The sequence below is a fragment of the Streptomyces sp. NPDC007088 genome, from assembly GCF_042869355.1.
In the GTDB taxonomy this organism is placed as follows: domain Bacteria; phylum Actinomycetota; class Actinomycetes; order Streptomycetales; family Streptomycetaceae; genus Streptomyces.
This window is the reverse complement of record NZ_JBIAFO010000033.1, coordinates 30,237-45,403: the sequence shown is the minus strand read 5'-3', so window position 1 is coordinate 45,403 and position 15,167 is coordinate 30,237. Positions and strand designations below refer to the sequence as shown.

At 72.6% G+C, this 15,167-nt stretch carries 13 protein-coding genes; 8 read left to right on the top strand and 5 right to left on the bottom strand.

What is annotated here, in order from left to right:
- Window positions 1–144 precede the first annotated feature (144 nt).
- Both ACFYMP_RS30825 and ACFYMP_RS30820 read left to right on the top strand, forming a co-directional pair.
- Window positions 145–621 carry an NUDIX domain-containing protein gene (locus ACFYMP_RS30825; protein WP_388863739.1) on the top strand — a complete coding sequence of 159 codons (477 nt, stop codon included), beginning with the start codon at window positions 145–147 and terminating at the stop codon, window positions 619–621.
- 216 nt (window positions 622–837) lie between these two features.
- On the top strand, window positions 838–2,787 hold the full coding sequence (locus ACFYMP_RS30820; protein WP_388863737.1) for a protease pro-enzyme activation domain-containing protein: 1,950 nt from the start codon (window positions 838–840) through the stop codon (window positions 2,785–2,787).
- 112 nt (window positions 2,788–2,899) lie between these two features.
- On the opposite strand, the gene ACFYMP_RS30815 is transcribed toward ACFYMP_RS30820, so the two are convergent.
- On the bottom strand, window positions 2,900–3,877 hold the full coding sequence (locus ACFYMP_RS30815; RefSeq protein WP_388863735.1) for an alpha/beta fold hydrolase: 978 nt from the start codon (window positions 3,875–3,877) through the stop codon (window positions 2,900–2,902).
- Window positions 3,878–4,076: 199 nt separating this feature from the next.
- Between ACFYMP_RS30815 and ACFYMP_RS30810 the strand changes: the two genes are divergently transcribed.
- Window positions 4,077–4,814: an SDR family oxidoreductase gene (locus ACFYMP_RS30810; RefSeq protein WP_388863733.1), complete on the top strand. Its 738-nt coding sequence runs from the start codon at window positions 4,077–4,079 to the stop codon at window positions 4,812–4,814.
- A 90-nt stretch (window positions 4,815–4,904) separates the two neighbouring features.
- Here ACFYMP_RS30810 and ACFYMP_RS30805 read toward each other — a convergent pair whose 3' ends face one another.
- A complete protein-coding gene (locus ACFYMP_RS30805) occupies window positions 4,905–6,695 on the bottom strand; it encodes a coagulation factor 5/8 type domain-containing protein (RefSeq protein WP_388863731.1) in 1,791 nt (596 codons plus the stop codon).
- A 312-nt stretch (window positions 6,696–7,007) separates the two neighbouring features.
- Between ACFYMP_RS30805 and ACFYMP_RS30800 the strand changes: the two genes are divergently transcribed.
- Both ACFYMP_RS30800 and ACFYMP_RS30795 read left to right on the top strand, forming a co-directional pair.
- Window positions 7,008–7,439: a tyrosinase family oxidase copper chaperone gene (locus tag ACFYMP_RS30800; RefSeq protein WP_388863729.1), complete on the top strand. Its 432-nt coding sequence runs from the start codon at window positions 7,008–7,010 to the stop codon at window positions 7,437–7,439.
- 20 nt (window positions 7,440–7,459) lie between these two features.
- Window positions 7,460–8,326, top strand: coding sequence for a tyrosinase family protein (locus ACFYMP_RS30795; protein WP_388863727.1), 867 nt, complete (start codon window positions 7,460–7,462; stop codon window positions 8,324–8,326).
- Window positions 8,327–8,396: 70 nt separating this feature from the next.
- Here the strand turns inward: ACFYMP_RS30795 and ACFYMP_RS30790 are convergent, their stop codons facing one another.
- On the bottom strand, window positions 8,397–8,693 hold the full coding sequence (locus ACFYMP_RS30790; protein WP_388863725.1) for a chaplin: 297 nt from the start codon (window positions 8,691–8,693) through the stop codon (window positions 8,397–8,399).
- 227 nt (window positions 8,694–8,920) lie between these two features.
- Here ACFYMP_RS30790 and ACFYMP_RS30785 point away from each other — a divergent pair, with 227 nt between their 5' ends.
- The 3 genes from ACFYMP_RS30785 to ACFYMP_RS30775 are packed head-to-tail and all read left to right on the top strand — an operon-like array spanning window position 8,921 to window position 12,608.
- Window positions 8,921–9,487 carry a (2Fe-2S)-binding protein gene (locus ACFYMP_RS30785; protein WP_388863723.1) on the top strand — a complete coding sequence of 189 codons (567 nt, stop codon included), beginning with the start codon at window positions 8,921–8,923 and terminating at the stop codon, window positions 9,485–9,487.
- Window positions 9,484–10,494 (top strand): FAD binding domain-containing protein, encoded by a 1,011-nt coding sequence (locus tag ACFYMP_RS30780; protein ID WP_388863721.1) that lies wholly within the window; start codon window positions 9,484–9,486, stop codon window positions 10,492–10,494. The genes ACFYMP_RS30785 and ACFYMP_RS30780 overlap by 4 nt, the downstream gene beginning before the upstream one ends.
- Window positions 10,491–12,608 carry a xanthine dehydrogenase family protein molybdopterin-binding subunit gene (locus ACFYMP_RS30775; RefSeq protein ID WP_388863719.1) on the top strand — a complete coding sequence of 706 codons (2,118 nt, stop codon included), beginning with the start codon at window positions 10,491–10,493 and terminating at the stop codon, window positions 12,606–12,608. The genes ACFYMP_RS30780 and ACFYMP_RS30775 overlap by 4 nt, the downstream gene beginning before the upstream one ends.
- 18 nt (window positions 12,609–12,626) lie before the next feature.
- On the opposite strand, the gene ACFYMP_RS30770 is transcribed toward ACFYMP_RS30775, so the two are convergent.
- Window positions 12,627–13,640 (bottom strand): PHP domain-containing protein, encoded by a 1,014-nt coding sequence (locus tag ACFYMP_RS30770; protein WP_388863745.1) that lies wholly within the window; start codon window positions 13,638–13,640, stop codon window positions 12,627–12,629.
- A 52-nt stretch (window positions 13,641–13,692) separates the two neighbouring features.
- Window positions 13,693–15,084, bottom strand: a complete 1,392-nt coding sequence (locus ACFYMP_RS30765) for an NADP-dependent succinic semialdehyde dehydrogenase (RefSeq protein ID WP_388863717.1) — start codon at window positions 15,082–15,084, stop codon at window positions 13,693–13,695.
- Window positions 15,085–15,167: the final 83 nt, after the last annotated feature.

The window sequence follows — 15,167 nt, the reverse complement described above, 5'->3', positions numbered from 1 at the left end:
GGGGGGGGGGGGGGGGGGGGGGGGGGGGGGGGGGGGGGGGGGGGGGGCCCCCGGGGGGGGGGGGGGGGGGGGGGGGGGGGGGGCGGGGGCGGGGCCCCGGGGCCCCCCCCCCCCCCCCCTCTTCCCGGACGTTAGGGTCTTGCCATGGCGACCCCCGAATTCATCCTCAAGCTGCGCGAGAACATCGGCGACGAACTACTCCTGCTGCCCGGTGTCAACGCCGTGGTCCTCGACCCCGAGGGCCGTGTCCTGCTCGGCCGACGCACGGACACCGGGAAGTGGGCCCTGCCGGCAGGAATCTGCGAGCCCGGGGAGCAGCCCGCGGAGACGGCCGTGCGGGAGGTCCTCGAAGAGACCTCCGTGCACTGCGTCGCCGAACGACTCGTCCTGGTCCAGACGCTGCAGCCGGTGACCTACGCGAACGGCGACCGCTGCCAGTTCGTCGACATCACCTTCCTGTGCCGGGCCACCGGCGGCGAGGCGCGGGTCGGGGACGACGAGTCCCTGGAGGTCGGCTGGTACTCCCTGGACGCGCTGCCGCCGCTCGCCGACTTCTCCCTCTTCCGTATCAAGCAGGCCCTGTCCGGCGGACCCGCGTGGTTCAGCCCCGCCGCCTCCTGAGGCCACGGCCTTCCCGTCCGTCGCACGACACCCCGTCAACACGTGGCCCCCTCCAGGCCGGGAGGGGGCCACGTTGGCGAAGCGTTGGCGCCTCCTTAACCGTTCCTAGACCAACCCATGTACCCCCGATGAACACTTGATCGACAGAGTGATCGGTGCGTGCGGCTGTCAACTACCTTTTCGCCGCACGTCCATTCGTTCACAGCAGGGGGTCCCATGAGATCGAGCCGACCTCGCCTGCGCGCCGGAATGGTCTGGGCGGCGACACTGCCCCTGGCCGCCGGAGCCCTGGCGCTCGGCATACCGACCGCGTCCGCCGACACCGGTCACACCGGGCGGCAGACACTGGCGGGCACCAAACCGCACTGGGCCACGGCCAAGGCCGACCGCGGCGCGCTGTCCGCCGGCCATCAGGTCGAGGCCCGTGTCTACCTGGCCGGCCGCGACGCCGCCGGGCTCGCACGCTACGCCCGCGAGGTCTCCGACCCCGCGTCGTCCTCGTACGGCAAGTACCTGACGACCCGGCAGACCGAGGCCCGCTTCGGGGCGAGCCGTGAACAGGTCGCCGAGGTGACCGCGTGGCTCAAGGGCGCCGGGCTCACGGTGACCGGGCGGAACCAGAACTACCTCACGGTGTCCGGCCGTACCTCGGCGGTGGAGAAGGCGTTCTCCACCAAGCTGCGCAACTACGCGCGTAGCGGCCACACTTATCACGCCCCCGACGCCACCCCCTCGGTGCCGCAGTCTCTGCACGGAGCGGTCCTGACGGTCACCGGGCTGGACAACGCCCCGCACCGCGCGAGCCACGACGAGACGCTGCCCCCGCCGGACGCGGTCTTCCGCAACGCGGGCCCCTTCTCCACGTACTTCGGCTCGAAGACGAACAAGAAGCTGCCCTCCGCCTTCGGCAAGAAGGCCCCGTACGCGGTCAAGGGCTACACGGGCAAGCAGCTGCGCGCCGCCTACGGAGCGGGCAAGCAGACCGGCAAGGGCGTCACGGTCGCCATCACCGACGCCTACGCCTCCCCGACCATCGCCGCCGACGCGGCGCAGTACGCCGCGCGCAACGGGGACAAGAAGTACCGCAAGGGCCAGCTCACCCAGGTCCTGCCCGAGGACTACAACCGCACCGAGGAGTGCGGGGCCTCCGGCTGGTACGGCGAGGAGACCCTCGACGTCGAGGCCGTGCACGCGGTGGCCCCCGACGCGAACATCGTCTACGCGGGCGCCGCCTCCTGCTACGACGACGACCTGCTCGACAGCCTGAGCAAGGTCGTGGACAACAGGCTCGCCGACATCGTCTCCAACTCCTGGGGCGATCTGGAGTCCAACGAGACCCCGGCCTCCGCCGCGGCCTACGATCAGGTCTTCCAGCGGGGCGCCGTCGAGGGCATCGGCTTCTACTTCTCCTCCGGGGACGACGGGGACAACGTCGCCTCCACGGGGACCAAGCAGGTCGACATGCCCGTCAACTCGCAGTGGGTCACCGCCGTCGGCGGCACCTCGCTCGCGGTCGGCAAGGGCGGCAGGTACCAGTGGGAGACCGGCTGGGGCACCCAGAACGCCGCCCTGTCCGCGGCCGGCGACTCCTGGACCGGGTTCCCGGGGACCTTCACCTCCGGTGCGGGCGGCGGCACGAGTGCCGTCGTGGAGCAGCCCTTCTACCAGAAGGGCGTCGTCCCGGCGAAGCTGGCGAAGGCGAACGGCAAGACGCCGATGCGCACCGTCCCGGACATCGCGGCCGTCGCCGACCCCAACACCGGTTTCCTGGTGGGCCAGACGCAGACCTTCCCCAACGGGAAGCTCAAGTACGGGGAGTACCGCATCGGCGGCACCTCGCTCGCCGCCCCGGTCATCGCCGGGGTCCAGGCCCTCGCGCAGCAGGCCCAGCACGGGGTCCCGATCGGCTTCGCCAACCCGGGCATCTACGCACGCTACGGCACCTCTGCCTACCACGACGTCACCGACCAGCCGCTCGGCCAGGGCCAGGGGATCGGTGTCGTGCGCACCGACTACGTGAACGGCTACGACGCCTCCGAGGGGACGAAGACGACCCTGCGCGTACTCGGCAGGGACAGCTCGCTCAAGGCCGTCGTCGGCTACGACGACGTGACCGGCGTGGGCAGCCCGGCCGGCGGTTACCTCACGTCGTTCCGCCGCCGCTGAGTCGCTCCACCACCGGCGCGGACCGCCACGCCGGCGCGTCACCACGGCCCTCGCACCTCGTGTGCGGGGGCCGTGCGCGTGCGCGCCGGGGACGTGGGGCACGTGGGGCACGTCAGTGCCGGCCGCTGCCGAAGCTCTCCACCTCGGTGCCGTACGGCAAGGAGTGCAGGGACTGGTCGGTGCAGAAGCGCACCACGAGATCCGCGAAGTCCGCGGTGCGCTCGACCGGCGCGAGGTGGTCGGTCTCCCGGATCGTCAGGAAGCGGGCGGCCGGCAGCGAGGCGGCCACCTCGCGGCCCATGTCCGGCGTCGTCAGCGTGTCGAACTCCCCGGTGACCACCAGGGAGGGCACGGCGGGCACCGGTTCGGGCCGGTACCACTCGTGGCGCATGAGCCGGGTGTTGTGCTCGGCCGACTTCGCGGTCTGCTCGGTGGTCTGGTCCGCGATCTGCTGGTGCACCAGCCGCGTGACGGCCGCGTGCTTGCGCACCGTGCCGACGCCGGGCGGCGCCATGAAACGCTCCGTCAGCTCCTGCGCGATCGGCCCCGTCTCCCCGCGCTCGATCATCCCCGCCCAGCGCACCATGGCCCGCCCGTAGTCCTCGGGGATGCGCCGGGTCATCCCCACCAGCATGAGTCTGCGCACCCGGCCGGGGCTGTGCTGGGCGAAGCGCAGCCCCACCGCCCCGCCGAAACAGGCCGCGACCAGATTGACCCGTGCGACCCCGAGCGCGTCGAGCAGGGAGCGGACCGTCGCCGCCAGGAAGTCCACGCCGTAGCGCTCGGGGAGGAAGTCCGCACCGCCGTAGCCGGGCAGGTCGACGGTGAGGAGCTGCCCGAGCGGGGCGAGACCACGTTCGTGCCGCATCCACGAGAAGCGGTCCTGCGAGGAGCCGCCCAGGATCAGCACCGGGTCCTGTCCGGGCGTCGACCGCCCCACGCTGCGGACGACGTAGCGGAAGCCGTCGAAGGTGAGCTGATGCTCCGTGGCCCCCTCGGCGGCCTCCTCCCGCGCGGGACGCGGGAGAGCGGCGGCCGCCGGTCCCGAGGGGGCGGAAGGGCCGTGTGCGACGGCGGTGGAACGGTGCATCTCGCGCTCCTGACGTGGGGGAAGCATCCTTATTAACAGGTCCGCGGGCCCCGTCCCGCGCACGTGACACCTTCGAGGGGGCCCCGTACGGGTGTGCTGGCCCCCGGGCCGGGGATACGGGGCCGCGCGCACGCCTCGCGCACCCACGGCGACTACAGTGATCGCACTGGTGTACGCCGTTCCGTCCAGGAGGTCGTGGATGTCCCCGCAGCAGGTCACCGTCGTCACGGGAGGCAGCCGCGGTATCGGCGCCGCCGTCTGTGTCCGGCTCGCCGAGGCGGGGCACCACCTCGCGATCGGCTACCGCTCGGACCGGGCGGCCGCCGAGAAGGTCGCCGCCGCGGTCCGGGAGGCGGGCGGCCGCGCGGTGACCGTCGCCGTCGACACGGCCGACGAGCACGACGTGGACCGGCTCTTCGAGACGGCCGAGGCCGAACTGGGCACGGTCACCGCGCTGGTCAACAACGCGGGGGTGAGCGGACCGGTCGGCCCGCTGGCCGAGGCGGACGCGCGGGGGCTGCGTGACGTCCTCGACGTCAACGTGCTCGGCTACCTGCTGTGCTGTCGTCGCGCCGTGCGCGACATGGTGCGCACCGGTACGGCGGGTGCCATCGTCAACATCTCCTCGGCCGCCGCGACGCTCGGTTCGGCGGGAGAGTACGTGCACTACGCCGCGACGAAGGCCGCGACCGACACGCTCACCGTGGGTCTCGCCCAGGAGGTCGCGCCCTCGGGTATCCGCGTCAACTGTGTCGCGCCCGGGGTGATCGAGACCGGTTTCCACGCCGATCCGCAGCGGCCGGCGCGGGTGGGGGCCGGGGTGCCGCTGGGCCGCGCGGGGCGTCCCGAGGAGATCGCGGGCGCCGTCCTGTGGTTCCTCTCCGACGACGCCTCGTACGCGACCGGCGCAATCCTGCGAGTGGCCGGGGGCCGGTGAGCGGAGGGCTGTCGGGAAGGACGGGCCGGGGCCCGGTCACCGTCCGGCGAAGGTGACCGGGCCCCGGTGTCGTGGGGACGTCCGGGCCGGTTACGGCCAGGACACCACCGTCGAGGGCACCGTGTCGGTGCCCGACGTGGGCGCCCCGGTGTCGTTGATGACGTGGTCGTACTGTCCCTGACCGCCCAGTGACACCACGAGCAGGTCGTGGAACTTCACCCCGGCCTTGACCGGTGCCTCGAAGCCGTGGCCCTGCTGGATCGACGGGTCCACGTTGTAGTAGCAGTAGCTGCCCAGGCCCCAGCCCTCGTGGTTCTCCACGGAGTCGGCCACCTTGTAGGCGGCGTAGCCCTTCTGGTCGCCGTTCTGGATGGCGGCCTGGTTGGGCGCGTCGTACGCCTTCTCGTTCTGGAAGAAGATCGTGCGGCCGCGCTCGCCGTTCCACTGCACGTCGTACTTGTTGAAGTGCTCGACGAACAGACCGGTGGCGAGGACGTCGTTCCCGTTGACGGTCAGCCCGTAGTCGGAGCGGTTGGTCTCCCAGCCGACCCCGTCGCCGTGGTCGGCCCGCCAGATCCAGGTGTGGTCGATGATCGTGTCGTCACTGTTGATCACCATGCCGTTGGTCGCCTTGCCGGGGCCGGCGCCGCCGACCCGGATGAAGACGTCCTGGAGCGAGGTCGGGTTGTCGGCGTGGTCGGCGTTCGCGCCTTCCGTGCCGACCTCGACGAGGCTGTCGGAGTTGGTCGTACCCGCGTCCACGAGCAGGCCCGCGAGCTTGACCCCGTCGACGTCGCCGACGCGCAGCGCGGTCACCCCGTTGTCCGGGATGATCGTCGCCATGCCCAGTCCGAGCACCACGGTGTCGGCCCGGTCGATGTCGATCGTCTGGTCGACGTGGTAGACGCCAGGGGTGAACAGCAGGTGCAGGCCCTGCTCGACGGCCGCGTTGATGGTCTCGGCGCTCGCGCCGGGCTTGACCACGTAGAACTGGTCCAGCGACAGCGACTCGCCCTGCGGGGTGCCGCTGTCCCACGAGACGCCGCGCGCGTTGGTGCGCTTGGCCGGGACGAACACCTTGTAGTCGTCGCCGTCCAGATACAGGAACGGCTTCTCGCGCGAGACGGGCGTGGTGTCGAGCGTGGTGTACGGCGGGTCGGGGAAGCCCTGCGCGGGGGCGCCCTCGACACCGGAGAACACCATGTTCCACACGCCGTTGCTCCAGCCGCCCACGGAGCTGTCGCGGGTGTACCACTGCTGCTGCGAGTACGGGCTCACGGTGCCGTCGATCTTGCTGTCGGCGATGTAGCCGCCACTCGCCCAGCCGTAGCCGTCCGGGGCGAGGTTGAGACCGCCCTTGACGTGCATCCGGCGGAACGGCGCCGCCTGCGACACGGCCCAGCGGTCGGTGCCGCTCACCGGGTTCAGCGCCAGGTTCTCGGCCGAACGCCAGAAGTTCTGCGTCGCGTTGCCGTCGAACCAGCCCGCGTCGACGGTCACGTCCCCGTTGAAGGTCGTGTCGTCGGGGTTCAGGCCGAGCCCGGCTATCGAGGTGTAGAAACCGAGCTGGGCGTTGATGTTGTCGTAGGTTCCCGGTTTGAACAGGAGGGCGTAGCGTCCGTCGCCGAACTGGGCCGACTCCTGCTTCTTGAAGATGTCGTCCACCTGGCCCTGGATGTCGGGCGTGGACGGGTCGAACACCTTCACGTTGGGCCCGAGGTCCCCGCCTCCCGGCAGGGGGTCGGCCGCAGCCTGCCCGGTGGGGGCGAGCAGGAACAGCGAGGTGACCAGAGCCGAGACCCCGGCGAGCGCGGTGGCGCGTCGCCTGGAACGTGGGGTGAGGGATCTCGGGGGAGTGGATGTGGTGGGGGGAAAACGCATCGTCGTGACTCCAAAGTCGCGGATCGATCTGCCTGACGATGCTTCACCCTTGTTTCGAACACGTCAATATCTGTGCGCGAGGAGCCTCGGTCTCCCTTCTTGAAAACAAGAAGTGACGTCGCATAAGCGCCAGTTGGGATTGTTCCTCCCCTTAAGGAGGGCTTAACGCGACCCGGCCGGGCCCGTCCTCGCTTCAGGAACCGATCACGCCGGGCCCCCCACTCGGCCCAGCAACCGATCCCGCTCCGCGTCGTTGTGCGCACCGACGGCCCACCTCTGGCCGCGAGCCTCCCCAGGACGGAGCACCACCGCATGAGCCCACGCACCACGACGCCGACCATCCCGCTTCCGTATACGAAGAACGCCGCCACCCTGGGCCCCTCTGGTCCCGGGACCGGACGCCGCCACCTGCTGCGCGCCCTGTTCACCCTCGGCGCCCTCGGTGGTACGGCGGTGGCCCTCGCCCCGGTGGTCACCGCCCGGCCGCCGGACACGATCCTCGCCGACCCCGCGCCCGCCCCCGCCTTCGACGAGGTGTACGCGGGCCGCCACATCCAGGGAGCGGGGGACACCGCCCTCGTCGACGGACGGCCGCTGCACCTGATGCGCCGCGCCGACGGCGGCTGGCTCACCGCCGTCGACCACTCCACCTCCTACGCCACCCCCCGCGAGGCCGTACGGGCGGCCGTCGACGAGCTGGGCGGGGCCGCCCCAACCCGCAACGCCGCCCGGCACGGCGGCTGAGGACCCGAGGAGAGCACCGCATGGTCTACACCCGGAAGAACCAGCGCGACCTGACGAGCGCCGAGAAGAAGAGGTTCGTCGGCGCGGTTCTCGAACTCAAACGGTCGGGACGCTACGACGACTACGTGCGCACCCACGTCAAGTACTACGTCTCGGACGGCGACGGCGGCCCGCGCTTCGCCCACATGACGCCCTCCTTCCTGCCCTGGCACCGCCGCTACCTCCTGGAGTTCGAACGCGACCTGCGCGAGATCGCCCCCGGAGTGACCGTCCCCTACTGGGACTGGACGAAGGACAACACCCCGGCGGCCGCCCTGTGGCAGGAGGACTTCCTCGGCGGTGACGGCCGGCGCAGCGACCAGCAGGTGACCACCGGGGCCTTCGCCTACGGAAGGGGGGAGTGGGAACTCACCGAGGGCGTCGACGACCGGCCCTACCTGCGCCGTGCCTTCGGACGGCCGCAGGACCCCATCGGCCTGCCCACCAAGGCGGAGCTGGAGCGGGCCACGCGGGACGCCACCTATGACGTCCCCCCGTGGAACTCGACCTCCCGCGGCGGGTTCCGCAACAAGCTGGAGGGCTGGTCCACCGGCCAGGGCAGCGCCCGCTGGCGCAACCACAACCGCGTGCACCGCTGGGTCGGCGGGACGATGCTGGGTGGCTCCTCGCCGGGCGACCCGGTGTTCTGGCTGCACCACGCCTTCGTCGACCTGATCTGGTCGCGGTGGCAGCGCGCCCACCCGAAGGCCGGCTACCTGCCGGCCCGCGCCCTGTCACCCGGTGACTCCCAGAGCGGGCGGATCGCGACGTTGAACGACCCGATGCCGCCGTGGGACGTCGCCCCCGCCGCGCTCCTCGACCACAGCGCGCTCTACCGCTACGCCTGAGGGGCCGGGACAGCCGTACGGCCCCGCCGGAGTGAACCGGCGGGGCCGTACGGTGCGTGGGCCGAGGGGGTCAGTTGCCGTAGCCCTCGTCGCCGTAGCCGCCGTCGTGGCCGCGCTCGTGGCCGCCGTCGGCGTTGACGCAGGTGTTGCCGAACGCGGGGTTCAGCAGACCGATGACGTTGACGCTGTTGCCGCAGAGGTTGACCGGGACGTGCACCGGAACCTGCAGGAGGTTGCCGGAGAGCACCCCCGGGGAACCGATCGCGGCACCCTGCGCGCCGGCGTCCGCGGCGGCGATACCGGCGCCCGCGGCCACGACGGCACCGGTACCGGCGAGGACAGCGGCTGCCTTCGCGAAGCGAGACATACGAGATCTCCTTGGATTGCGAGTGGGCCACGGGACCGTGACCAGTACGCCCCCTTCAACGCCGCCACTCACTCCAGGTCACGGCCCCCGCCCTTGTGTGTGGCAGTCGGGTGACAGGGGCCCCCGGCGGGCCCCGCGCGACATGCCGCCCGGCGGGGACCGGCGCACTCTGGAACCCTGCGGCGCCGCCCGGCGGCCCGACGACCAGGCCGGAAGAGGTGCGCCCCGTGCAACAGCAGGACCGAGGCCCGAGCACAACGGCCGCCGCGCCCGTGCTCGTCCACCAGTCGACCGTCACCCTGCGCGTCAACGGAGAAGAACACCGCCTCCCGGACGTGGACCACCGCACGGTCCTGCTCGACCTGCTGCGCGAACGGCTCGGCCTGACCGGCGCCAAGAAGGGCTGCGACCACGGCCAGTGCGGCGCCTGCACCGTGCTCCAGGACGGGCGGCGCCTCAACAGCTGTCTTCAGCTCGCCGTCGCCTGCCAGAACGCCGACGTCACCACGGTCGAGGGGCTCGCCGACGGCGACCGGCTGCACCCGCTCCAGGAGGCGTTCCTCGAACGCGACGCCTTCCAGTGCGGCTACTGCACCCCCGGACAGCTGTGCTCCGCGCTCGGCGTGCTCGCCGAGGCCGAGCAGGGCCACCCCTCCTACGTCACCCCGCCCGGCACCGATCAGGTGCCCGTCCGCCTCGACGCCACCGAACTGCGCGAACGGCTCAGCGGCAACCTGTGCCGCTGCGGCGCCTACCCCCGTATCGTCGAGGCCGTCGAGGACGTGATCCGGTGAAACCCTTCGCCTACCTGCGCGCCCGCAGCGTCTCCGAGGCCGTCGAGGGCTTCGCCTCCGCGCCCGGCGCGCGCTACCTCGGAGGCGGCACCAACCTCGTGGACCTCATGAAACTCGGCGTCGAGACCCCTGCCACGCTCATCGACGTCAGTGGTCTGCCGCTGGGCCGCGTCGAGGAGGAGGCCGACGGCGGGCTGCGGGTCGGGGCCGCCGTCCGCAACAGCGACCTCGCGGCCCACCCCGCCGTCCGGACCCGCTACCCCGCGCTCTCGCTCGCACTCCTCGCGGGCGCCTCCGGACAGCTGCGCAACGCCGCGACCACCGGCGGCAACCTTCTCCAGCGCACTCGTTGCGCCTACTTCCTGGACACCTCCCAGCCCTGCAACAAACGCGCTCCCGGCAGCGGTTGCGCGGCCCTCGCCGGACACCACCGCGAACACGCCGTCCTCGGCGCCTCCCCGCAGTGCGTCGCCACCCACCCCTCCGACCTGGCCGTCGCGCTGAGCGCGCTCGGCGCCGAGGTGCACCTCACCGGGCCCCAGGGCTCGCGCACCGTGCCCGCCGCCGATCTGCACCGGCTGCCCGGGGACCACCCCGAGTCGGACACCTGCCTGCTGCCCGGCGAACTCGTCACCGCCGTCGGCCTGCCCGCCGCCTGCGCCGGGCTGCCGCAGACCTACCGCAAGGCCCGCGACCGCGCCTCGTACGCCTTCGCCCTGGTCTCCGTCGCCGCCGTGCTGCGGGTACGGCCCGACGGCGTCGTGCGCACCGCCCGGCTGGCCCTCGGCGGAGTCGCCCACCGGCCGTGGCGGGCCCGCACCGCGGAGGACGTCCTGTGCGGCGCCGTCGCCGGACAGGACACCTTCGAGCGCGCCCTCGACGCCGAACTGGAGCGGGCCGAACCGCTGCCGGGCAACGCCTTCAAAGTGCCGCTCGCCCGCCGCCTCGCCGTCGCGACCCTCAGCGAACTCGCCGCCGCCCGCACCACCCGGGAGCCGACCCCGTGAACCAGCCCTCCCCAGCCCTCGGCACCCCCGCCCGCCGCCGCGAGGGCCGCGCCAAAGTCACCGGCACCGCCCGCTACGCCGCCGAACACACCCCGCCGCGCTGCGCCTACGCCTGGCCCGTGCCCGCGACCGTGCCCTCCGGCCGGATCACCGCCGTCCACGACCAGGACGCGCTCGCCCTCCCCGGTGTCCTCGCCGTACTCACCCACCACAACGCCCCACGGCTGACCCCGGCCGACGACCCGACACTCCTGGTCCTCCAGGACGAACGCGTCCCACACCACGGCTGGTACGTCGCCCTCGTCCTCGCCGAGACGCTGGAGACGGCCCGCGCCGCCGCGCAGGCCGTCGAGGTCACCTACGAGACCGACCCGCACGACGTCGAACTGCGCCTGGGACACCCCGGGATCCACCAGCCGCGAAGCGCCAACGGCGGACACCCCGCGGACCGCGAACGCGGGGACTTCGCCACCGAGTTCGCCGCCGCGGCCGTCCGCGTCGACAGCACGTACAGCATCGCCGCCGAGCACAACCACCCCATGGAGCCGCACGCGGCCGTCGCCGTGTGGGACGAGGCCGGGCACCTCACCGTGCACGACAGCAGCCAGGGCACCACCGCGGTGCGCAAGGCACTCGCCACCCTCTTCGGCCGTCCCGAGGACAGCGTCACCGTCGTGGCCGAGCACGTCGGCGGCGGCTTCGGTTCCAAGGGCACGCCGCGCCCCCAGGCGGTACTCGCCGCGATGGGCGCCCGCCACCTCGGCCGCCCGGTCAAACTGGCGCTTCCCAGGCGCCAGTTGCCCGAGGTCGTCGGACACCGGGCCCCGACCGTGCACCGGGTGCGCCTCGGTGCCGGGGCCGACGGGGTCATCACCGCCCTCGCCCACGAGATCACCACGCACACCTCGCGGATCAAGGAGTTCGTGGAGCAGGCGGCCGTGCCCGCCCGCGTCATGTACACCTCCCCGAACAGCCTCACCACGCACCGTGTCGTCGCCCTCGACGTACCGAGCCCCTCCTGGATGCGGGCCCCCGGGGAGGCCCCGGGCATGTTCGCCCTCGAATCGGCGATGGACGAACTCGCCGGGGCCGCCGGGATCGACCCCGTCGAACTGCGCCTGCGCAACGAGCCCGCCACCGAGCCCGACAGCGGGCGCCCCTACAGCAGCCGCCACCTCGTGGAGTGCCTGCGTGAGGGGGCCGCACGCTTCGGCTGGGCGGGCCGCGACCCGCGCCCCGGAGTGCGCCGGGAGGGGCGGTACCTGCTCGGCACGGGGGTGGCCGCCGCGACCTACCCGGTCCTCATCTCGCCGTCCACCGCCGAGGCCAGGGCCCTGCGCGACGGCGGCTACCGGATCAGGGTCAACGCGACCGACATCGGCACCGGGGCCCGTACCGTCCTCGCCCAGATCGCGGCGGACGCGCTCCGCGCCCCGCTGGAGCGGGTCACCGTCGAGATCGGCAACAGCGACCTGCCCTCGGCCCCGTTGGCCGGAGGCTCCTCCGGCACCGCCTCCTGGGGGTGGGCCGTGCACCAGGCGTGCACCGAACTGTTGGAGGCGGTCGGGGAGTTCGGCGGTGACCTGCCGACGGAGGGGCTCGCCGTCGTGGCCGACACGAGTGACCCGGCCGGGGAGGGGTCGCCGTACGCCCGGCACGCCTTCGGCGCCCACTTCGCCGAGGTCCGGGTCGACACCGCGACCGGCGAGGCCCGGGTACGCCGGCTGCTCGGGCACTACGCCGCCGGCCGCATCCTCAACCCCCGGACCGCACGCTCCCAGTTCGTCGGCGCCATGCTCATGGGCCTCGGGGCCGCGCTCACCGAGGGCAGCACCCTGGACCCCGTCTCCGGCGCCTTCGTCGAGGCCGACCTCGCCGCCTACCACGTCGCCTCCTGCGCCGACACCCCGCACATCGAGGCCCACTGGAGTGAGGAGGAGGATCCGCATCTCAACCCGATGGGCAGCAAGGGGATCGGCGAGATCGGGATCGTGGGCACCGCCGCGGCCATCGCCAACGCGATCCACCACGCGACCGGCGCCCGCCTGCGCGCTCTGCCGATCACCCCGGACAAGATCCTCGGGGAACTGCTGCGGGACGCCGGCCCCCGGTGACGGCCGCACGGGTCGTCCTCAGGCCGCGCGCCGGGCCCACTCCAGCAGCTCGTCCAGCGGCCGGCAGGTGACGACGCGCTCGGGCTCTACCCCGCACTCCTCGGCCCGCGCGCAGCCGAACGCCTGCCAGTCGAGCTGACCCGGTGCGTGCGCGTCCGTGTCGATCGAGAGCAGGGCCCCGGAGTCCACGGCGAGCCGCAGCAGTCGACGGGGCGGATCGAGCCGGTCCGGACGGCAGTTGATCTCCACCGCCGTCCCGGTCTCGGCACAGGCGGCGAACACCGCCTCCGCGTCGAACCGCGACTCCGGGCGGCCCCGGCCGGTGACCAGCCGCCCGGTGCAGTGCCCGAGGACGTCGGAGCGCGGATCGCGTACGGCGGTCAGCAGCCTGCGGGTCATCTCCGCCGCCGGCATGCGGAGTTTGGAGTGGACGGAGACGACCACGACGTCGAGCCGGTCCAGCAGGCCGGGGTCCTGGTCGAGTGTCCCGTCGTCCAGGATGTCGCACTCGATCCCGGTCAGCAGCCGGAACGGCGCCCACCGCTCGTTGAGGGCGGCCACGAGGTCGATTTGCTCGCGCAGCCGCTCGGCGGACAGCCCGTGCGCGACGGTGAGCCGGGGGGAGTGGTCGGTCAGGACGGTCCACTCGTGACCCAGCGCCGCCGCGGCCCGTCCCATCTCCTCGACGGGGCTGCCGCCGTCCGACCAGTCGGAGTGCGTGTGGCAGTCCCCGCGGGTACGGGCGAGCAGCGCGGCCCCGCCCTCGGCGAGCGGGTCGCGTGCCCGCTCCTCCAGCTTCTCCAGATAGCCGGGGACGCGCCCCCGGACCGCCTCCGCCACCACCTGCGCGGTCTTCGGGCCGATGCCCTTCAGTGCTTGCAAGGTGCCCTGCGCGGCCCGCTGTTCGACCTCCCGCGGTGTCAGCTCGCGCACCACGGCGGAGGCCGTGCGGAAGGCCCGCACCCGGTACGTCGGTGCCTGCGCGCGCTCCAGCAGGAACGCGATCCGGTCGAGTGCGGTCACCGCCTCCACGGACACCTCCACGCGCCTTGTTCCGCCCTCCAGGAGCCCGGCGGGGACTCGCTCAGGCCGCCTGCCACACCGTCGTCGCGTTGCAGAACTCCTTGATGCCGTGATCGGCCAGCTCGCGCCCGTACCCGGAGCGCTTGACGCCGCCGAAGGGGAGCGCGGGGTGCGAGGCGGTCATGCCGTTGAAGAACACCCCGCCCGCCTCCAGGTCCCGCACGAAGCGCTCGGTCTCCGCCGCGTCCTCGGTCCACACATTGGAACTCAGCCCGAAGGACGTGTCGTTGGCGAGTGCGACCGCCTCGTCCAGGTCCCGCACCCGGTACAGCGTGGCGACCGGGCCGAAGGTCTCCTCGCGGTGGACGCGCATGGCCGGCGTGATCCCCGAGAGCACCGTCGGTTCGTAGTACCAGCCCCGGTCGAAGCCCTCGGGACGGCGTGCGCCGCACAGGACCGTCGCCCCGCGTTCGACCGCGTCGTCCACCAGCTCCTCAAGATCGGCGCGGCCCCGCTCGCTGGAGACCGGCCCGACATCGGTGGACTCCTCCATCGGGTCGCCGACCGTGAGCGCCTTCATACCGGCCACGAACTCCCGCTCGAAGGTCTCGTACACCTCCTCGTGCACGATGAAGCGCTTCGCCGCGATGCAGGACTGTCCGTTGTTCTGCACCCGGGCCGTCACCGCGGTACGCGCCGCCCGCACGACGTCGGCGGAGGGCATCACGACGTACGGGTCGCTGCCGCCCAGCTCCAGTACCGTCTTCTTGATCTCGTCGCCCGCGATCGAGGCGACGGAGCGGCCGGCCGGCTCGCTGCCGGTGAGCGTCGCGGCGACGACGCGCTCGTCCCGCAGGATCGCCTCGATCGACCCCGAGGACACGAGCAGTGTCTGGAAACAGCCCTCGGGGAAACCCGCGCGCCGGAACAGGTCACCGAGGTAGAGCGCGGTCTGCGGAACGTTCGAGGCGTGCTTGAGCAGACCGACGTTGCCCGCCATCAGCGCGGGCGCCGCGAACCGGATCACCTGCCACAACGGGAAGTTCCACGGCATCACGGCCAGCACCACGCCCAGCGGGCGGTACACCACGCGCGCCGCCCTCGCCCCCGAGTCCTCGACGTCCGCGTCGGCCGGGTGCTCGTCGGCGAGCAGCCGCTCGGCGTTGCGCGCGTACCAGCGCATCGCCTTCGCGCACTTGGCGGCCTCCGCGCGGGCCGCCTTGAGCGTCTTGCCCATCTCGGTCGTCATGATCCGCGCGATGTCCCGCTCGTCCTGCTCCAGCAGGTCGGCCGCCCTGTTCATCAGCCGGGACCGTTGAGCGAAGTCCGTCGTGCGGTACGTCGCGAAGGTCTCGTGGGCGCGCCGCAGCCGCTGCTCCACCTCGTCCTCGGACAGCGCGTCGAAGGTCTTCAGGGTCTCGCCGTCGGCCGGGTTCACCGTCGCGATGGGCATGGTCGTTCCCTCCTGGTCCAGGTACTCCGACCTTGCCGCGCTCCGGTGAGGGCCGCAACGCGGAAGGCCGGTCGGTTCTCCGG